This is a genomic window from Geodermatophilus sp. URMC 60, assembly GCF_053502585.1.
This window is the reverse complement of sequence record NZ_CP199958.1, coordinates 4,779,300-4,797,909: the sequence shown is the minus strand read 5'-3', so window position 1 is coordinate 4,797,909 and position 18,610 is coordinate 4,779,300. Positions and strand designations below refer to the sequence as shown.

The 18,610-nt window shown below is 74.8% G+C and carries 19 protein-coding genes; 13 read left to right on the top strand and 6 right to left on the bottom strand.

All coding sequences use genetic code 11. The features are described from left to right. Positions 1-93 precede the first annotated feature (93 nt). The gene (locus tag ACWIX3_RS22580; protein ID WP_448609589.1) at positions 94-2,955 is read left to right on the top strand and encodes a vitamin B12-dependent ribonucleotide reductase; all 2,862 of its coding nucleotides are present in this window, start codon (positions 94-96) and stop codon (positions 2,953-2,955) included. Positions 2,956-3,170: 215 nt separating this feature from the next. Beyond that, complete coding sequence (locus ACWIX3_RS22575; protein WP_448609588.1) at positions 3,171-3,917, top strand: DNA alkylation repair protein; 747 nt, start codon at positions 3,171-3,173, stop codon at positions 3,915-3,917. Between the two features lie 78 nt (positions 3,918-3,995). Here ACWIX3_RS22575 and ACWIX3_RS22570 read toward each other — a convergent pair whose 3' ends face one another. Then, the gene (locus ACWIX3_RS22570; protein ID WP_448609587.1) at positions 3,996-4,496 is read right to left on the bottom strand and encodes an SRPBCC family protein; all 501 of its coding nucleotides are present in this window, start codon (positions 4,494-4,496) and stop codon (positions 3,996-3,998) included. A gap of 162 nt (positions 4,497-4,658) precedes the next feature. Between ACWIX3_RS22570 and ACWIX3_RS22565 the strand changes: the two genes are divergently transcribed. The 5 genes from ACWIX3_RS22565 to ACWIX3_RS22545 all read left to right on the top strand — a co-directional run bounded on the left by ACWIX3_RS22565 (position 4,659) and on the right by ACWIX3_RS22545 (position 9,845). Further along, on the top strand, positions 4,659-5,870 hold the full coding sequence (locus tag ACWIX3_RS22565; protein WP_448609586.1) for an MFS transporter: 1,212 nt from the start codon (positions 4,659-4,661) through the stop codon (positions 5,868-5,870). Positions 5,871-6,118: 248 nt separating this feature from the next. Beyond that, positions 6,119-6,796 carry a SemiSWEET transporter gene (locus ACWIX3_RS22560; RefSeq protein ID WP_448609585.1) on the top strand — a complete coding sequence of 226 codons (678 nt, stop codon included), beginning with the start codon at positions 6,119-6,121 and terminating at the stop codon, positions 6,794-6,796. Positions 6,797-6,877: 81 nt separating this feature from the next. Beyond that, on the top strand, positions 6,878-7,822 hold the full coding sequence (locus ACWIX3_RS22555; RefSeq protein WP_448609584.1) for a quinone oxidoreductase family protein: 945 nt from the start codon (positions 6,878-6,880) through the stop codon (positions 7,820-7,822). 842 nt (positions 7,823-8,664) lie between these two features. Beyond that, a complete protein-coding gene (locus tag ACWIX3_RS22550; protein WP_448609583.1) occupies positions 8,665-9,285 on the top strand; it encodes a GDSL-type esterase/lipase family protein in 621 nt (206 codons plus the stop codon). After that, positions 9,282-9,845, top strand: coding sequence for an N-acetyltransferase family protein (locus ACWIX3_RS22545; RefSeq protein ID WP_448609582.1), 564 nt, complete (start codon positions 9,282-9,284; stop codon positions 9,843-9,845). Before ACWIX3_RS22550 ends, ACWIX3_RS22545 begins: the two co-directional genes overlap by 4 nt. Here the strand turns inward: ACWIX3_RS22545 and ACWIX3_RS22540 are convergent. Together ACWIX3_RS22540 and ACWIX3_RS22535 are read right to left on the bottom strand one after the other, a co-directional pair. Continuing rightward, a complete protein-coding gene (locus ACWIX3_RS22540; protein ID WP_448609581.1) occupies positions 9,806-10,738 on the bottom strand; it encodes a ketopantoate reductase family protein in 933 nt (310 codons plus the stop codon). The genes ACWIX3_RS22545 and ACWIX3_RS22540 overlap by 40 nt on opposite strands. A gap of 243 nt (positions 10,739-10,981) precedes the next feature. Further along, entirely contained in the window at positions 10,982-11,431 is a 450-nt protein-coding gene (locus ACWIX3_RS22535; RefSeq protein ID WP_448609580.1) for a hypothetical protein, read from the bottom strand. 212 nt (positions 11,432-11,643) lie between these two features. Here ACWIX3_RS22535 and ACWIX3_RS22530 point away from each other — a divergent pair, with 212 nt between their 5' ends. Further along, a complete protein-coding gene (locus ACWIX3_RS22530) occupies positions 11,644-11,907 on the top strand; it encodes a dihydrofolate reductase family protein (RefSeq protein ID WP_448609579.1) in 264 nt (87 codons plus the stop codon). A 10-nt stretch (positions 11,908-11,917) separates the two neighbouring features. Here the strand turns inward: ACWIX3_RS22530 and ACWIX3_RS22525 are convergent, their stop codons facing one another. After that, positions 11,918-12,667, bottom strand: a complete 750-nt coding sequence (locus ACWIX3_RS22525; protein ID WP_448609578.1) for an alpha/beta fold hydrolase — start codon at positions 12,665-12,667, stop codon at positions 11,918-11,920. A gap of 224 nt (positions 12,668-12,891) precedes the next feature. Here ACWIX3_RS22525 and ACWIX3_RS22520 point away from each other — a divergent pair, with 224 nt between their 5' ends. The 4 genes from ACWIX3_RS22520 (at position 12,892) to ACWIX3_RS22505 (ending at position 15,698) form a co-directional block, all read left to right on the top strand. Beyond that, a complete protein-coding gene (locus ACWIX3_RS22520; RefSeq protein ID WP_448609577.1) occupies positions 12,892-13,533 on the top strand; it encodes an ATP-dependent Clp protease proteolytic subunit in 642 nt (213 codons plus the stop codon). Further along, positions 13,533-13,835: a hypothetical protein gene (locus ACWIX3_RS22515; protein ID WP_448609576.1), complete on the top strand. Its 303-nt coding sequence runs from the start codon at positions 13,533-13,535 to the stop codon at positions 13,833-13,835. The genes ACWIX3_RS22520 and ACWIX3_RS22515 overlap by 1 nt, the downstream gene beginning before the upstream one ends. Before the next feature lie 136 nt (positions 13,836-13,971). After that, a complete protein-coding gene (locus ACWIX3_RS22510; RefSeq protein WP_448612497.1) occupies positions 13,972-14,382 on the top strand; it encodes a YciI family protein in 411 nt (136 codons plus the stop codon). Further along, the gene (locus ACWIX3_RS22505) at positions 14,379-15,698 is read left to right on the top strand and encodes an RNA polymerase sigma factor (protein ID WP_448609575.1); all 1,320 of its coding nucleotides are present in this window, start codon (positions 14,379-14,381) and stop codon (positions 15,696-15,698) included. The genes ACWIX3_RS22510 and ACWIX3_RS22505 overlap by 4 nt, the downstream gene beginning before the upstream one ends. A gap of 43 nt (positions 15,699-15,741) precedes the next feature. On the opposite strand, the gene ACWIX3_RS22500 is transcribed toward ACWIX3_RS22505, so the two are convergent. Then, positions 15,742-16,617 carry a proline dehydrogenase family protein gene (locus ACWIX3_RS22500; RefSeq protein WP_448609574.1) on the bottom strand — a complete coding sequence of 292 codons (876 nt, stop codon included), beginning with the start codon at positions 16,615-16,617 and terminating at the stop codon, positions 15,742-15,744. Next, positions 16,574-17,749, bottom strand: coding sequence for an MFS transporter (locus tag ACWIX3_RS22495; protein ID WP_448609573.1), 1,176 nt, complete (start codon positions 17,747-17,749; stop codon positions 16,574-16,576). The genes ACWIX3_RS22500 and ACWIX3_RS22495 overlap by 44 nt, the downstream gene beginning before the upstream one ends. Before the next feature lie 42 nt (positions 17,750-17,791). Here ACWIX3_RS22495 and ACWIX3_RS22490 point away from each other — a divergent pair, with 42 nt between their 5' ends. Then, complete coding sequence (locus ACWIX3_RS22490; RefSeq protein ID WP_448609572.1) at positions 17,792-18,418, top strand: TetR/AcrR family transcriptional regulator; 627 nt, start codon at positions 17,792-17,794, stop codon at positions 18,416-18,418. Positions 18,419-18,610 lie beyond the last annotated feature (192 nt).

The window sequence follows — 18,610 nt, the reverse complement described above, 5'->3', positions numbered from 1 at the left end:
AGAACCGTCAGCACCACCCGCTAGACAGAGTGCGGCTCTTCCCCAGCCGCCGCAATGCCCTCGAAACAGGGCCCACAACACAGGGAGAGCTCCGTGACCGAGACCGAGGATCGCTTGTCGGGCCGCACGCGTCGCGCCGCCAAGGCGCCGACCAGGGGAAAGGGCCTGAAGGTCAAGCGCGTCTTCACCACCGCCGGGGTGCACCCGTACGACGAGGTGACCTGGGAGCGTCGTGACGTCGTCATGACCAACTGGCGGGACGGCTCGATCAACTTCGAGCAGCGCGGCGTGGAGTTCCCCGCCGAGTGGAGCATCAACGCCACCAACATCGTCACCACGAAGTACTTCCGCGGCGCCGTCGGCACCCCGCAGCGCGAGACCAGCCTGCGCCAGCTCATCGACCGGGTCGTGCTGACCTACGGGGCGGCCGGCCGCGAGCACGGCTACTTCGCCAGCGAGGGCGACGCGGAGATCTTCGAGCACGAGCTGACCTGGATGCTGCTGCACCAGTACTTCAGCTTCAACAGCCCCGTGTGGTTCAACGTCGGCACGAGCGCTCCGCAGCAGGTCAGCGCCTGCTTCATCCTCGCCGTCGACGACACGATGGACTCGATCCTCAACTGGTACCGGGAGGAGGGGCTGATCTTCAAGGGCGGCTCCGGCGCCGGCCTGAACCTCTCCCGCATCCGCTCCTCCAAGGAGCTGCTCTCCTCCGGCGGCACCGCCTCGGGCCCGGTCAGCTTCATGCGCGGCGCCGACGCCTCCGCCGGCACCATCAAGTCCGGTGGCGCGACCCGCCGCGCGGCCAAGATGGTCGTCCTCGACATCGACCACCCCGACATCGAGGAGTTCATCGAGACCAAGGCGCGCGAGGAGGACAAGATCCGCGCGCTGCGCGATGCCGGGTACGACATGGACCTCGGCGGCAAGGACATCACCAGCGTCCAGTACCAGAACGCCAACAACTCCGTCCGGGTCTCCGACGAGTTCATGCGCGCGGTCGAGGACGGCACGGAGTTCGGGCTGCGCGCCCGCCTCGACGGCACGGTGATCGAGACCGTCGACGCCAAGGACCTGTTCCGCAAGGTGACCCAGGCCGCCTGGGAGTGCGCCGACCCGGGCATCCAGTACGACGACACGATCAACGACTGGCACACCAACCCCGAGACCGGGCGGATCAACGCGTCCAACCCCTGCTCGGAGTACATGAGCCTGGACAACAGCTCGTGCAACCTGGCGTCGCTGAACCTCATGAAGTTCCTCAAGGACGACGGCACGTTCGACACCCGGAACTTCGTGAAGGCCGTCGAGCTGGTCATCACCGCGATGGACATCTCCATCTGCTTCGCCGACTTCCCGACCGAGCCGATCGGTGAGACCACCCGCGCCTACCGGCAGCTGGGCATCGGCTACGCCAACCTGGGTGCGCTGCTCATGGCCACCGGGCACGCGTACGACTCGCGGGGCGGCCAGACCCTGGCCGCGGCGATCACCTCCTTGATGACCGGCACCGCCTACCGCCGCTCGGCGGAGCTGGCCGGCATCGTCGGCGCCTACGAGGGGTTCGCCCGCAACGCCGACGCCCACGCCCGCGTCATGCGCAAGCACGCGGCGGCCAACGACGCCATCCGCCCGGTCGGCGCCGACGACGCCGACGTCCTCAGGGCCGCCACCGCGCAGTGGCAGGAGTGCCTGGAGCTCGGCGCCGACTTCGGCTGGCGCAACGCGCAGGCCTCGGTGCTGGCCCCCACCGGCACGATCGGCTTCATGATGGACTGCGACACGACCGGCATCGAGCCGGACTTCTCGCTGGTCAAGTACAAGAAGCTGGTCGGCGGCGGCTCCATGCAGATCGTCAACCAGACGGTTCCGCGGGCGCTGCGCAGCCTGGGCTACCAGGACGAGCAGATCGAGGCGATCGTCGAGTACATCGCCGAGCACGGCCACGTCGTCGACGCCCCCAGCCTGCGCCCGGAGCACTACGAGGTCTTCGACTGCGCGATGGGTGAGCGGGCCATCTCCCCGATGGGCCACGTCCGGATGATGGCCGCGGTGCAGCCGTTCATCTCCGGTGCCATCAGCAAGACGGTCAACATGCCGGAGACGGCGACCGTCGAGGACGTCGAGAACATCTACTTCCAGGGCTGGAAGCTCGGCCTCAAGGCGCTGGCGATCTACCGCGACAACTGCAAGGTCGGCCAGCCGCTGTCCGACGCCAAGGCCAAGAAGGCCGACACCAAGGTCGAGGCCGCCGCCCCGGCGACCGCGCTGTCGCACCCGGTGCGCCGCCGGCTGCCGAAGAAGCGGCAGAGCATGACGACGTCGTTCAGCGTCGCCGGTGCCGAGGGCTACATGACGGCCGGGATGTACGAGGACGGCAGCCTCGGCGAGGTGTTCCTCAAGCTGGGCAAGCAGGGCTCGACCCTGGCCGGTGTGATGGACGCCTTCTCGATCTCGCTGTCGATCGCGCTGCAGCACGGTGTGCCGCTGGAGACCTACATCCAGAAGTTCACCAACATGCGGTTCGAGCCGGCCGGCATGACCGACGACCCGGACATCCGGATCGCCCAGTCCGTGATGGACTACATCTTCCGTCGCCTCGCGCTGGACCACCTGCCGGTGGAGACCCGCGCCACCCTCGGCATCTTCAGCGCCGAGGAGCGGGCTGCGCAGGTGTCGGGCTACGGCTCCTCCGCATCGACCGCTGCGGTGGTCGAGGAGGAGGAGGTCGACCTCGAGGCGCTGCGCAGCTCGGCCCCGACCGAGGGGCCGGCCAAGCCGGAGCCGAAGGTCGAGAAGCCGGTCACGGAGGCCCACTCCTCGGCCGAGCTGCTCGAGCTGGTCACCGGTACCGCCACCGACGCGCCGCTGTGCATGACCTGCGGCACGAAGATGCGCCCGGCCGGCAGCTGCTACGTCTGCGAGGGCTGCGGCTCCACCAGCGGCTGCAGCTGATGTGAACGGCCAGGGGATGTCCCGCTGAGTCGGACAGCGATGTCCCGGACTCGGCCAGCGGGACGTTTCCTGACCACTGAGGTCGGCACCGGCCCGGCTCCTCTCCCGGGATGCCGGGCCGGTGGCGTCTCGCGCGACGAAGGGGGCCAGCAGGTCTGCCCTACCCTCAGCTCCAGCACGAAGGCGCCGCGCTGCGCCGGCACCCGGGAGGCGCCGTGACCGACAGCCCGCGCGCACGCACCCCGCCCGACGTCGGATCCGCCGCGGCGATCCGCGCCGAGCTGGCCGATCCGGAGCGGGCCACGGCCATGGCCCGGTACTTCCAGGCGCGGCCAGGCGGCTACGGGGAGGGCGACCGGTTCCTGGGGATCGCGGTGCCGCCGCAGCGGAGGATCGCCCGGCGGCACGCGGCGGCGACGCCGGCCGACGTCGAGGAGCTGCTGCGGAGCCCGTGGCACGAGGAGCGGCTCACCGCGCTGTTCGTCCTCGTCCACCGCTTCGAGCGCGCGGACGACGGCGAGCGCGACCGGATCGTGGAGCTCTACCTCGCCCGGCGGAACCGGGTGGACAACTGGGACCTGGTGGACGCCTCGGCGCCGTACCTGCTCGGCCCCTGGCTGCTCGTCCGCGACCGGGCCGACGACGGGGCACTGCTCGACGAGCTGGCCGCGTCGGCGTCGGTGTGGGACCGCCGCATCGCGGTGATGGCCACGTTCGCCGGCGTCCGGGCGGGCCGTCCCGAGGCGACCCTGCGACTGGCCGACCGGCTGCTCACCGACCCCGCGGACCTGGTGCAGAAGGCCGTGGGGTGGATGCTGCGGGAGGTCGCGAACCGGGACCGCGTCCGGGCCGAGACCTTCCTCGCCCCACGCTACCGACGGATGCCGCGCACGATGCTCCGGTACGCGATCGAACGGCTGCCCGCCGACCGGCGCCGTGACTACCTCGCCGGGCGGGTCTGATCGCCCGACACGGGGTTCCGCGAGCCGGTCCGCGTTCCGTCGGTCGACGGTGACCGGCGACAGCGGGAACGGGCGGCATCACCGCTCCTCGACCGCGGCCGCCAGCTTCTCCAGGCACTGCTCCTGACCCTGCCGCGACATCTCCAGCACCGGGCCGGGCTGGTAACCGGACTCCTCGACCACCAGCAACGTCCCGGTGTCGCCGCGGGGAGCCAGGGTCACCACGTGCGGCACGACCTCGGGTACGGCGGGCGGTAGGCCGACGTCGGACGGCGACACCGCGCTGCCGTCCTCGTCGCAGAACCGGGAGTCGAACTCGATCCGCGCGTACGGCCGGATCAACCGGTACGTCCAGAGGTTGTGCACGTCCGTGCCGCCGGGCGCGCGCATCGTCACCACGCTGGCCTCCCCCTCGGCGAACCGCAGATCGGCGCGCGGGCAGGTGAACCCGGTCGGGCCCCACCACGCGCGCACGAGCTCCGGTTCACGCCACGCCCGCCACACGGCCTCCGGCGGCGCCGCGACGACCCTGCTGACCTGGAAGGCCCCGCCGGGGGCAGCTGGGTGGGTCGCCGTCACCTCGCACCTCCTCGTCGTCCTCCCCGTTCTGACCCGGCCGGTGGCCGGGACTCATCGCGCCACACGTCCGGAGAGCACCGAGCATCGCGGCCACGATCGCGCGATGCGCGGCTGCCCAGGCCCTCGACGGGCGCCGGCCGCGGCCGTGCGAACATCCGGAGCGTGTTGTGGCGGGGGCGGGGGGAGCTGCCCCGTGAGGTGGGCATCCTCGCCGTCGTCGCCTTCGTCGTGGCCCTCGGTTTCGGCATCGTCGCACCGGCCATCCCGCTGTACGCGCGGTCCTTCGGCGTCGGGACCACGGCCGTCGGGCTCGCCGTGAGCGCCTTCGCGTTCTTCCGCTTCGTCTCCGCCTTCGGCGGCGGCTCGCTGGTCGAGCGGTTCGGCGAGCGGACCGTCCTGTCCTCCGGCCTCGCCATCGTCGCCGTCACCACCGGCCTGGCGGGTCTGGCGGCGTCCTTCCCGCTCTTCCTCGTCCTGCGTGCGGCCGGCGGCGTGGGCAGCGCCATGTTCACCGTCGCCGCGCTGTCGCTGCTGCTGCGGGTCGCCCCGCCCTCGCACCGCGGTCGCGCCGCGGCGACGTGGCAGGGCGGGTTCATCCTCGGCGGGATCGCCGGGCCGGCGGCCGGCGGGCTGCTCACCGAGCTCTCCCCGCGCCTGCCCTTCCTGCTCTACGCCGCCTTCCTGCTGATGGCCGGCTCGGTCGCCATGGTCCTGCTGCGCCCGTCCGCGACGGTCGACCGCTCCGCAGCCCCCGCGGTAACCGGGCCGGACCTCGCCGCCGACCCGGTCAGCCTGCGGACGGCCCTGCGCTCCCGGGTGTACCTGGCCGCGCTGGTGGCCAACCTCGGCGTGGGCTGGGTGCTCTTCGGCGTCCGCAACTCGCTGGTGCCCCTCTACGTCACCGAGGAACTGGGTCGGACCGTCGCCTGGGCAGGCGCCGGGCTGCTCGTCGGCTCGGTGGCGCAGGCGCTCGGCCTGCTGCGGTCGGGCCGGCTGGCCGACACGTGGGGACGGCGTCCGGCGCTGGTCCTCGGTGCCTCCCTCGCCACGGCGTCGACCGCGGCACTGGTCCTGCCCCCGGCGCTGTGGGCCTTCCTGCTGTCGATGGCGGTGTTCGGGCTGGCTGCGTCCTTCCTCGCCAGCGTGCCGGCGGCGCTGGTCGCCGACGTCAGCCCGGCCCGCGGCGGCCGGGTGGTGGCGGTCTTCCAGATGTCGGCCGACCTCGGTGCCATCGTCGGGCCGCTCGTGGCCGGCTGGCTGACCGACGCCGTCTCGTACCAGGCCGCCTTCGCCGTCACGACGGCGGTGCTGGCCGCCGGGCTCGGCGCCGCCCTCGCCCTCCCGCGCACAGCCGGCGCAGCCGTTCGCCCCTAGGCAGGGAACCGGGCCGCCGCCGCGGCGCTTCCGGGCACGTGGCCCCGGCCACGGCGATGAGCGAGGTCACAGGACGATCACGCCGGATCGCATCCCGTCACGGGTCCGGGGCGCCGATGACTCCTCTGGTCATCCTGCAGCGCCCTGCGCTGCCGCTCATCGACGAGCGCCCCGAACCGGCGTGTGGCTCGACAGCCCGCCGGTGGCCGCGCCCATCGCAGTCCACCCGAACGGAACCCCGCTCCACCATGATCGCCGCCCTCGGCTTCGCCGCGGCCACCCTCAGCATCACCGTCGTCTGGCCCCAGGTCTGGCTCTCCTGCCGGCACGGCCGCACCCTCGGTCTCTCCCCGAGCGGCAGCTGGCTCGCCGTCGGACTCAACCTCTGCTGGCTCACCTTCGGCCTCCTCGTCGGAGACGGGCCGCAGATCGCCACCCACGCCGTCGTCGGCGCGGGCAACACCGCCGTCCTGGCCGCCCTGCTGCACACCCAGCCCCGGCTGCGCTCGAGGCAGGTGCTCCAGCGCACCGCGGCCGGAGCCACCGCCCTGGCCGCGCTCGCCGCGGGCAGCGTCGCCGCCGTCGTCCTCGGTGCGGCGACGGCCGCAGTCGCGGCCGTGCTCAGCGCGGTCGTCACCCTGGTCGGGATCGTCGCCGCACTGCCCCAGCTCCTCGCCATCCTGTTCGACCGGACCCAGGACCTGTCCGGGATGTCCCCGGCGCGCTGGTACCTCGGTGCCGGCTCGTGCGCCTCGTGGGCGACCTACGGCTGGCTGCTCGGCCAGCCGACGGTGTGGCTGTCGGCCGGCTTCGGGCTGGTCTGCGCCGTCGTCACCTGCGCGGTCCTGCGGAGCCGACGGACGGCACCTGTTCCCGGGCGGCGGCCGGCCGCCGGCACTCGTCGGGCGCTCGCGGCCGCGGTCTGACCGCGGACCCGCGCTCCGCTCGCGGGGCGCGGCTCCCTCGTCCGTGGTAGGCACCGACCAGTGCCGACGACAGGAGGCGATGTGCAGGCAGTGCTCATGGAGCGGGCCGGTGGCCCCGAGGTGCTGACCGTCCGCGAGGTGCCCGATCCCGAGCCCGGCGAGGGCCAGGTGCTGGTCGACGTCGAGGCCGTGGGCGTCAACTTCCGCGACGTGTACGAGCGCGAGGGCCGACCGCCCTACGGCGGCGACCTCCCCCGGGTCGCCGGTGCGGAGGGCGCGGGCACCGTCGTCGGCACCGGGGAGCGGGTCGCCTGGCTCGACGTCCCGGGCAGCTACGCCTCCCGGGTGGCCGCGCCGCGCGACAAGCTGGTCCCGGTGCCCGACGACGTGCCGCTCGACGTGGCCGCCGCCGTCATGCTCCAGGGCTGCACCGCCCAGTACCTCGCCGCCGACTCGTACCCCGTCGCCGAGGGCGACTGGGTGGTGGTGCACAGCGCCGCCGGCGGTGTCGGGCTGCTGCTCACCCAGCTGGTGCGCGCCCGCGGCGGGCACGTGCTGGCCACCGTCTCCACCGAGGAGAAGGCCGAGCTCGCGCGGGGAGCGGGCGCCGACGAGGTCGTGGTCGGCTACGACGGCTTCCCCGAGCGGGTTCGCGAGCTCTCCGGTGGCGAGGGTGCGGCGGCCGTCTACGACGGCGTCGGGCGGACGACGTTCGCCGCGGGGCTGACCGCGCTGCGGCCGACCGGCCGGATGATCCTCTACGGCGCCGCCAGTGGGCAGCCCGAGCCGTTGCAGCTGCAGCAGCTGGCCTCGCACGGTTCGCTGTACGTCCAGCGACCCACGCTGGGCACCTACACGCGCACGCCCCAGATGCTGCGCGAGCGGGCCGGGGTGGTGCTGGGGATGGTCGCCGCCGGCCAGCTCGACGTCCGCATCGGCGGGCGGTACCCACTGGCCGAGGTCGGGCGGGCGCACGAGGACCTCGAGGGGCGCCGGACCACCGGGAAGCTGCTCCTGACGGTCTGACGTGGGCGGTCCGCCCCGGGGTGGTCCACTGTCGCGGTGAGCGTCGGGAACCTCGACGTCCTGCTGGGCCGGCTCGCCCCCGAGGTCGCCGACCTGGTGCGGCGCCGAGGACCTCCACGACCCCCGCCTCGTGCCGCTGTCGCACGCCGCCCGCCAGGAGCCGTCGGCCGCCCTCGGCCGCGCCTGACCCGGGGGCGGCGCGGGTCCGCGGTCCGCCGTCCGGCGCCGGGAAACCCGGGCCGCCTGGTGTTCCCGGCCGTCGACCGGGCCATCGCGCTGGTGCTGATGGAGACCGGCACGTTCGACTCCCTCAGCACGATCCTCGGCTCCCACGGCCAACTGCGGCATCGCGGTCGACGAGTACCGGCTCCGCATCTCGCCCGAGGCGCCGGAGTTCCGCCGGGGCGTGCTGTACGCGGTCAACCCGGTCGGCTTCGTCTCGACGCCGGTCGCGGGCGTCTCGATCGCCTGCTTCGTCGGGGACCCGGGGGAGACGTTGCGGCCGTGCTCCCCGCTGGCCGCTCGCTGTGCCCGTCCACCGAGCGCGTCGGCGACCACGTGCTCCCCGCGCAGGCCTGGCCCGTCGTCCGGGGTCCCAGGCTCGGTGTCGTCCGCGCGCACACGGCACGGGACCTGGCAGGCCCGGTGCGGCACCCCCTGGGATCCGCGTCGGAAGGCGGCGTGGCCTCGGGCCCGCGGAATCTCGGTCCAGCATGCACAACAGCGCATGGGCATACTGAGCCCATGACCGCCGTCACCGTCGTCCGTCCCGTCGTGGCGTCCCCCGTGGCGACGCGACGCCGTGGCGGCCGTCCCGGAGGGCGTCGTCCCCTGGTGGCGTGATGGACGTGCGGGTGTGCGTCCTCGGTGACTCGTTCACCGTCGGCGTCGGCGACCCGACCGGTGCGGGATGGGTGGGCCCGGTCGCGACCGCGGCGCGCGGCGCAGGCTGGGACCTGACCGCCTACGCCCTGGGTGTGCGCCGGGACACCTCGGTCGACGTCGCCCGGCGCTGGCCGGCCGAGGCGTCGTGGCGGCTGCGCGACGGCGACCGCTACGGCGTGGTCCTGGCCGTCGGGCTCAACGACGTCGTGCTGCAGGACGGGCGGGCCCGGGTGTCCCGCGAGCGGTCGCTGGCCGCGGTGGCCGGCGTGCTCGACGGCGCGGCCGCGCACGACTGGCCGGCACTGGTCGTCGGCCCGCCGCCGGTGTCGGACGCCGACGCGAGTGCCCGGGCCGCCGACCTGTCGGCCGGCATGGCGGCGGAGTGCGCCGCGCGGGCGGTGCCCTTCGTCGACACCACCGGGCTGGCTCGGGACCCGGTGTGGGTCGCCGAGGTCGCCGCCGGCGACGCCTACCACCCCTCGACCCGCGGCTACGCCCGTCTGGCCGCGCTCCTCGAGCCGGTGTTCCTGCGCTGGCTGGCCGCGCACGTCGCGCCGTCGTCCCTGGAGGTGCCGTGACCGGGGAGCTCCCGTCGGGCCTGGGTGCCCGCCACCCGGTGCCCGACGACCACGGCCGCGTCGTCGCGGTGCTCGACTCGTGGTGGGGCGGCCTCGGCGGTCCGGACGGCGCCCGCCAGCGTGCGCTGCTGATGCCGCGGCTGTTCTTCGAGCACTTCTCCGACAGCAGCTGGGTGGTCGAGGACGCCAGCGGCGAGCTGCGCGCCTTCCTCGTCGGGTTCGTGTCCTCGGCGCAGCCCGACGTCGGCTACGTGCACTTCGTCGGGGTCGACCCGGCGCTGCACCGCCTGGGCGTGGCCGGTGCGCTGTACCGCCGCTTCGCCGGGCACGTCGCGGGGCGGGGCGCCCGTCGGCTGTCCTGCCTCACCAGCCCGGGCAACACGACCTCGGTGCGCTTCCACCGGGGCCTCGGCTTCGCCGTCGTCCCCGGCGACGACGTCGTGGACGGCGTCCCGGTGCACCGCGACCACGACGGGCCCGGCCTGCACCGGGTGCTGTTCACGCTGACCCTGGAGGACGGTCAGCTGCCCGGGTGGCGCTCCCGCAGCTCGTCGACGTAGCGGGCGGTGACCGGGACGGCGATCCCGTGCCGGGTCGCGGCCCGCACCACGGCCCCGCCGATCGCGTCGAGCTCGAGCGGGCGGCCGGCCGCGGCGTCGCGCTGCATCGACGAGCGCATGCCCTCGGGGACGCCGTCGAAGAAGCCGACGACCTGCTCCTCGTCGGCGGGCGCACCCTCGGCGCGGGCGACGGCGGCGACCTCGCCGACGATGGCGACCAGGTCCTCCCGCCGGGACTCGCGGACCTCGCCGGCGGTCGCCTGTGCGGCGGTGGTGAGCAGCGCGAGCGGAGCGAGGAAGTTCAGCTTGCTCCACAGCGCGGCCGGCTCGTCGTCCCCCACCTTCGTCGTGACGCCGGCCTCCTGGAGGGCGTCGGCCAGTCGCCGCACCCGCTGCTCGAGCTCGGGTACGGCGACGAGGTCGACGGTGACGAACGGGCTGCCGTGCTGGATCACCCCCGGTGCGGTGCGGGTGCTCTCGACGCGGATCGTCGCCGGGACGACGCCGGCCCCCGGGTAGCGCCGACGCAGGTGGTCGACGTGCTCGACCCCGTTGAGCAGCGGCACGACCAGCGCGTCGCCGAGGACGTCGGCCGGCACCCGCTCGAGGGCGTCGTCCAGATGCGTGGCCTTCACGGTCACGAGGAGGACGTCGACCGGCGCGGTCAGCCGCTCGGCGGCGTCCACGGGGACGGCGAGGTCGCCGAAGTGCGCGCTCCCGACCCGGATGCCCGCAGTCCGCAGCTGCTCCGCCGTCGCGGCGCCCGCCAGGCAGGTCACCGCCGCGCCGCCGCGGGCGAGCAGTGCCGCCAGCAGGCCGCCGACCCCGCCGGGGCCGAGCACGGCGACGCGCAGTCCGGTCAGGGCGTTCTCTCCGTCGGTCACGGCGGACATGCAAGCAGAGGTCGGCCGGGCGACGTCAGGCCCGGTCGCGGAGGACGCCGATCATCTCGGTGGCCGACCCGGTGGGAGCGGTGAACGGGACGTGGACGGCACCTCGTGGAGCGGGCGCAGGCGGATCGCGGACCCGAGGCCGGGTGGGGCCGGATCCTCCGGGGCCTTGCCGCTCCCGGCCTGATCTCCGGCTTCGTCCTGGTGATTCATGGGGGGCGGTCCCGAACGGCTCCCCCTGGCTTCTCAGCCCCGCACGGCACTGCGCAGCAGCCGCTCGTGCGGCCCGTCGCCGGGGGAGGGCTCCAGGTCGCCGAGGAACACCGCGATCACCTGAGCGGCCGGCCGGTCCGCGAGCTCCGCGCGGACCCGTCGCCACGCGGCGAGGTTGGGGTGGTCGTAGTCGGTGCACGCCTCGGCCGGGGCCAGCAGGTCGATGGCCTGCTGCAGGCGCTGCTCGTCGAGCACGTAGGTCGCCGTCCCGCGGACGTGGCCGCACACGGTCGCCAGCACCACCGCGGGGAGGAAGTTCGCGCCGCTGTTGACGACGGGGAAGACGTCCCCGGCCGCGGCGCCGTCCTCCCCGGCCAGCCCGAGCGCGTAGGCCGCGGGGCGCTCGTAGCCGTCGATCGCAGCCTCCATCCGCTCCCGCGCGGTCGCGATCTCCTGGGGCGTCGTCCACCGTTCGACGGTCACGGCGTGCAGTCTGCCGCGAGCGCACCCGGCGATGTCCGCCGGTAGGGAGGGGGTCGGCGAGCCGTGCTCCACGACCGCGAGGGACAGACCGTCTCCCGGGCACGCGCCGGCCGCCGGGCGACGCCGGCCGCGGCGATGAGTCCGGCCCGGCCAACGGGTCGCAGCCACGGGACGACGAGGACGGAAGGGCCCGACGGCCCGGGTGATCGCGGATGACGGTGTCGCTGGACGGCTTCGCGCAGGCCGCCGAGGCGGCGGGGGAGCGCGCCGTCAGCGTGGTCGGCGGCGTCGACGTCGACCGTCAGCTGCTGGCCGCGGGCCTCGTCGACGAGCTGCGCGTCGACGTGGTGCCCGTCCTCCTCGGCACCGGGCTGCGCCTGTTCGACGGCGCGCCGCCGGTTCCCCTGGAGGAGCTGGGCGTCGACGACGTCGGCCGGCGGACGAGCCCGCGTTTCCGCGTCCTGCGGTCGGGCTGAGGCGGCACCGTCAGAGCCGGGCCCAGAAGCGCTCGAGCACCGCGGCCGCGCGCTGCGGGTCCTGCACCATCCACCAGTGCCCGAGGCCCTCGAGCACCTCGACCCGGGCACCGGCGCGGGCCGCGGCGCGGCGCCGCTGGGCGTCCGTGCCGACGAAGGAGTCGTCCGACGGGAGCAGCGCCAGCCCGGGCCGGGCGGCGGCGGTCTCCAGCGACCGGCCGGCCTCGGCCATGGCCGGCTGGGCCGCCGAGCGGTAGAGCGCCAGTACCGCGCGACCCATCTCGTCGTCCTGACCGTCGGCCACCTGCTCCGCGAGGTCCTGCGGGAAGCCGAACGACACCAACCGCGCGGCCCTGTCGGCGGCACTGCCGCCCAGCATGCGCGCGACGGACTCCTCGCCGGCGCCCGGCTGCTGCCAGGCCTGCGCCAGGTCGTGCCAGACGTAGTCCTCGTCGAAGACGCCGATCGCGTCGCTGACCCAGCTGCGCAGCAGGTCGGGTCGTGCCATGGCCACGTTCAGCACGTGGGCGCCGCCCCAGTCGTGGCCGACGAGGTCGACCGGCTCGCCGATCCGCTCGAGCTCCCCGACGAGCCAGTCGCGGTACCCGGTCATCGTCGCCCCGAAGCCGGGCGGCAGGGGTGCACCGAAGCCGGGCGGAGCCAGCCGGACGACGTCCCGCTGCAGGGAGCCGGCGAGCGGGTCCCACAGCGCCGGGGTCTCCGGGTTGCCGTGCACGAAGACGGCGGGCGGAGTCGTCACGGGGCCTCCTCGACGTCCGTGCCGGGTGCGACGGCCGCAGCCTGCCCCATCCCGGGAGCGGACGGGGACGCCGGACGTCCGGGTCGGGATGAGAGCTCGCGGTCAACACCATTCCGCTCATGGCACAAGAATTGCGCGAACAGTGAAATCCGCCATTTCGACCGCGTATTCCTCCGTGCGTGTTGTTTGACTCCGCACCACCAGTCCACGGAAGGGGTCGGCCCATGCACGTCACCACGCCCACGAACGCGAACACCCCGTTCCTGCGGGCATCGAACGGGCACGCGTCGCTGCACGACGCCGTCTTCGACCGCCTGCTGCGGGAGCGCATCGTGTTCCTCGGCACCCAGGTGGACGACGACATCGCCAACCAGATCTGTGCGCAGATGCTGCTGCTCTCGGCCGACGACCCGCACCGCGACGTCCACTTCTACATCAACTCGCCGGGCGGCTCGGTCAGCGCCGGGATGGCCGTCTACGACACCATGCGCTTCATCGCCTGCGACGTGGCTACCTACTCGTTCGGGATGGCCGCCTCGATGGGCCAGTTCCTGCTCACCGCGGGCACGCGCGGCAAGCGGTTCTCGCTGCCGCACACGCGGATCATGATGCACCAGGTCTCGGCGGGGGTCGGCGGGACGCAGTCGGACATCACCATCCAGGCCGACATGCTCCGGCGCCTCAAGCGGGACATCAACCAGCTGCAGGCGGAGCACTCCGGGCAGGGCGTCGAGCAGATCGAGCGCGACTCCGACCGCGACCGCTGGTTCACCGCCGAACAGGCCCGCGAGTACGGCCTCGTCGACCACGTCGTCGCCTCGGCCGCGGGGCTGCCCGTCCCCGGCAACCCGGTCAGCGCTCCGTGATGCCGCTGGCAGCCGACGCCGTGGGGCCCACCCCGCTGGGCCCCCGGACCCTCGGCGGGCTCCTCGGCATCGCCCTCGTCGAGCCCGTCGTCCACACCTGGGACCTGGCGACGGCGACCGGGCAGCCGGCCGACCTCGATCCCGACGCCGTCCGGGCCCTGCTGCCCGGGGTCCTCGCGCTCGGCGCGCAGCTGCAGGCCGGCGGCAGGTACGGGCCGCCGGTCCCCGTGCCGGACGACGCACCGGCGCAGGACCGGCAGCTGGCGGCGCTCGGCCGCCGGCCGCGCCGTCCACCCGCCTGAGCGAGGCGGATGCCGGTGCCGCGGTGTCGCGCGTGGATCTCTCGGCGGGTGTCGATCCAGCGGTGTCCCCGTTCGACCCAGGGGTGAGAGGGTCCGACGGGGACCCGGACCGCGAGGAGAGACCACCGTGAAGTACATGCTGATCATGCGCGCGACCGACGAGACCCACGCCGCCTTCCAGGACGTCGACTTCACCGAGATCCTCGAGACCATGGGCCGGTTCAACGACGAGCTGATCCGGGCCGGGGTCCTGGTCGCGGCGGAGGGTCTCGACGACGCGGCGAACGGCGTCGTCGTCGACTGCTCCGCGGAGCCGCCCGTGGTCACCGACGGCCCGTACGGGGAGACCAAGGAGCTGTTCGGCGGCTTCTGGATCCTCGACGTGGCCTCCCTGGAGGAGGCCGTCGAGTGGGCCAAGCGGGCGCCGATGGCCGGTCCGGGCAGCAAGACCGAGATCCGCCGCGTCGCCAGCATCGACGAGTTCCCGCAGGACAACGAGTGGATCCAGAAGGAGCGGGCGTGGCGGGTGGCGACCGGCCAGCTGTGACCCGTCCGGGGGGTGGCCCCGCGGCCACCCCCCGGACCACGGGCGGCCGGGAGGCGGTCGAGGCGCTGTGGCGGATCGAGTCCGCACGCATCACCGGGACCCTGGCCCGGTACACCGGGGACTTCGCCCTGGCCGAGGACCTCGCCCAGGAGGCGCTGGCCGAGGCGCTGGTGGCCTGGCCGAGGGACGGCGTGCCGCGCGAGCCCACCGGGTGGCTGCTGACCGTGGCACGACGCCGCGCCATCGACGCGTTCCGCCGCCGCTCGGCCCTCGACGAGCGGTACGCCGTCCTGTCCCGGGACCTCCCCGAGGGCGGCGCCGTCACCGGGGCGGCCGCGACCGGCCGGGGTGCACCGGACCCGGACCTGCTGTGGGATCCCGACCGCATCGACGACGACGTGCTCGCGCTCGTGTTCACCGCCTGCCACCCGGTGCTGTCGCGCGAGGCCCGGGTCGCGCTCACGCTCCGCGTCGTGAGCGGTCTGACGAGCGACGAGATCGCGCGGGCCTTCCTCGTGCCGACCGCCACCGTGCAGGCGCGGATCACCCGGGCCAAGAAGACGCTCGCGGCCGCACGGGTGCCCTTCGAGGTGCCACCGCCCGAGGAGCGCCGCGCGCGCCTGGGCTCGGTGCTCAGCGTGCTGTACCTCGTCTTCACCGAGGGGTCGACCGCCACCTCCGGGAGCGAGTGGATCCGGCCGGACCTGGCCCGCGAGGCGGTCCGGCTGACCCGTGTGCTGGCGCAGTTGGTGCGCGACGAGCCGGAGGTGCACGGCCTGCTCGCCCTGCTCGAGCTCACCGCCGCCCGGTTCCCGGCCCGCGTGGGCGACGACGGCGAGCCGGTCCTGCTGGAGGCGCAGGACCGGCGGCGGTGGGACCGGGCGGCCATCCGGCGCGGGCGGGCGGCGCTGGTCCACGCCGGCCGGGTCGGCCGCGGCCTCGGTCCCTACGGCGTGCAGGCCGCGATCGCCGAGTGCCACGCGGTCGCGCCGTCGGTCGAGGGGACGGACTGGGAGCGGATCGTGCTGCTCTACGACGTGCTCGGCCGCCTCGCGCCGTCCCCGGTCGTCGAGCTCAACCGGGCGGTCGCCGTCTCGTTCGCCCGCGGGCCGGCGGCCGCGCTCCCGCTCGTCGACGAGCTCGCCGGAGCGGGCAGTTTCGCCGGCTCGCACCTGCTGCCGAGCGTCCGGGGGGAGCTGCTCGCGCGGCTCGGCCGTTTCGACGAGGCGCGCCGGGAGATCGAGCGTGCGGTGCAGCTCTGCGGCAACGAGCGGGAGCAGGAGCTGCTCCGCCGCAAGGCCGCTGCCTGGGCCTGACCACGCTCGGCTTGGCCCTACGACTTGGCGCCGCGGGACACGACTAGGCGCCGCGGGACTCGGCGAGACGCCGCATCCAGTAGCGGAACCAGTCGTGGCCGTAGGGTACGTAGACCCGGGTCGGGACGCCCCGTCGCCGCAGGTCGTGGAGGACCTCGGGCCGCACGCCCAGGAGCTGTTCGACGGTCACCGGTCCCGCGAGCAGCAGCAGCGCCTCGCGCAGCCGACCGTCGTGGGTGGCCGTGGACCACGTGCCCTGCCGCTCGGCCAGGCGGGCCCCCAGCCGGAGGTAGGCGACGTCGGTCGGCTCCCCGTAGGGGTGGACGCCGACCGCCTCGACGTACGCGCCCTTGACGAGGCGGACGTGGACCCGTGCGGAGACCAACGCGTCGACGTCCTCGGGGGAGCGGAGCAGGTTGGCCTGCACGGTGGCGCCCAGCCGGTCGGCCAGGCCGCGCCCGGCGACGTCGAGCACGCAGGACAGGACGGCGTCGGTGCGGCGGGCGTCCTCGGCGCCCACCTGCACGCGCCGGCCCGGAGGCAGGGCGGCGGCGATCGCCGCGAGCCGGTCGGCGGTTCCGGCCGGGTCACCGTCGAGGGCCAGGTGGGTGAGGTCGACCGAGAGCCAGGCGTCGGCCGGCGGCCGGGGCAGCGCCGCGGCCAGCGACCGGTACTGGTCGGCGACCTCTGCGGCCGTGTCGAGGTCGGTCACCAGCTCGCCGAAGAGGTCGACGCTGACGCCGTGGCCGTCGGCCAGCAGCTGCCCGGCGACGGCGAGGGCCTCGGCGCGGCTGCGACCGGCGACGTAGCGGGACGCCGCCTGCCAGGTGAGCCGCTCCCCGCCCGGCAGTGCCCGCGCGGCCCGCTCGAGGCGCTCACTGGTCGCCAGCCGGAACAGCACCGCTCGGTCCAGGCCCACGTCCGCAGGCTGTCACAGGGCCGGCGGCGATGGCGGCGACCAGGAGGCCGGCAGCGGCGGCGAAGGCGCCCGGGGTGCCGACGGCGTCCGCAAGGGCGCCGAGGGCCAGCGCGCCGGCGGCCTGGCCGGCCGTCAGCGCGATGAACAGGAGGGCCGCCGCCGGGGCAGGCGCCTCCGGTGCCAGGTGGGCGCCCCAGGCGATGAGCACGCCGCTCAGTGCCACGAAGCCGCACCCGAACAGCGCCAGTGCCACCGCCGCGACGAGAGGCGACCCGGGCCGCCAGGAGAGCAGGGCGGTCCCGCCCGCGGTGACCCCGACGGATCCCACCCACGCGGTAGCGAGCCCGGCCCGCTCCACCAGGACGCCGCTGCTCCCGCCGAGGAGTGCGGCCGCGCCCAGCAGGCACCACAGCAGCCCGGTCACCTGCGGGCCGAGCCCGCTGTCGGTCACCAGGTCGCGGCCGAAGGTCCACACGGCCGCTCCGCCGGCTCCCGCCAGCAGGCTCGCGACCGGCGGGCGCACGCGGCGCAGCAGCCGGACCCCCGCGTCGGGCCGCTCCGGGGCGGCGGTCGGGGAGGTCCAGGTGGCGGTGCGGTCGGCCCACCAGGTGGCGAGCAGCGCGCCGGCGGCCCAGGCCGCCCACGCGCTCCGCCACTCCGTCGGCCAGGCGAGGACCACCAGCCCGCCGACCACCACCCCCGCTCCCGTGCCGCTGTTGACCACGGCCTGGGCGCGCCCCTCGACGGACGGCGGCACGGTCGCGGCCACGGCGGCGACGAGAGCCGGTGTGGCCGCGCCCGCCCCGGCCCCGGCGACCAGGACCCCGGCGGCCAGGGTGGGCTCGGACGAGGCGGCGGCGACCACCGCCGAGCCCGCCGCAGCGCTCCCGCCGGCGATCCACAGCGCCCACCGCGCCCTACCACGCCCGACGAGTCGCAGGCCGAGTACTGCGGTGGCGCAGTAGGCGAGGTAGCTCCCCGCGGCGATGGCCCCGGCGGCTCCGGTGGACAGCCCCAGGTCGGATCGGAACCGCGGCAGGTGCAGACCGAACCCGTACCGGGCCAGGCCGTAGGTGACCGCGATGACCAGCAGCCCCGGGACGACGAGGCTTCCGCCCCGCCCGACCCGCACCTGTAACGATCGTTTCACCATAACGCTCGTTACAGTAGGCGTGTGCCCCCAGCTGCCGCCAGTCGACCGCCCCGGGAACGACTGCTCGACACCGCCGGCGAGCTGTTCTACGAGTCCGGTATCGCCGCGACCGGGGTGGACGCGGTGCTGGCCCGTGCGCACGTGTCGCCCGCCACCATGTACGCGCACTTCTCCGGCAAGGACGGGCTGGTGGCGGCCTACCTGGAACGCCGTTTCCGGCACTGGCGGCAGACCTGGGACGACGTCCTGGAGGACCTGGCCGACCCGGTCGACCGGCTGCTGTCCGTGTTCGACGCCGTCCTCCGTTTCCGGGCGGTGCAGCAGAACCGTCGCGGGTGCGCGTTCCTCGCCGCCGCGACCGAACTGCCGCCGGACCACCCGGGGCACCGGTGGCTGGTCGCCGACACGCGTCTCCTGACCGACCGGCTGCGCGAGCTCGCCGGGGCTGCCGGGGCCGACGACGCGGCCGAGGTCGCCGACGGGCTGCTCGCCCTCTACGACGGCGCTCTCGCACGACTGGCCCGCCAGGCGACCACGCCGGGAGTCGACACCGGGGACCCCGTGCGGCGGGCGCGGCGGATGGCGGCGGACTGGCTGGCGAGCCGCGCAGGCCAGGGCGCCGACGAGGTCCTGCCCGGGGGCGGCTGACGAGAGGTCCGGCTCGGCAGGCATCCGCGACGGAGGGCGTCGGTCAGGAGTCCGACCACCCGTGGGGCCGCGCGGCAGCGGGTCGCCGTGTCGCGGCCGGCCCGCCCCCCGGCCTCCTGCGCCCGGCCTTCCCCGTCCGCGAGGACGCCGCGGACGCCGACCGTGCCGCTGACGTGCGGGCCGGCCTCGCGC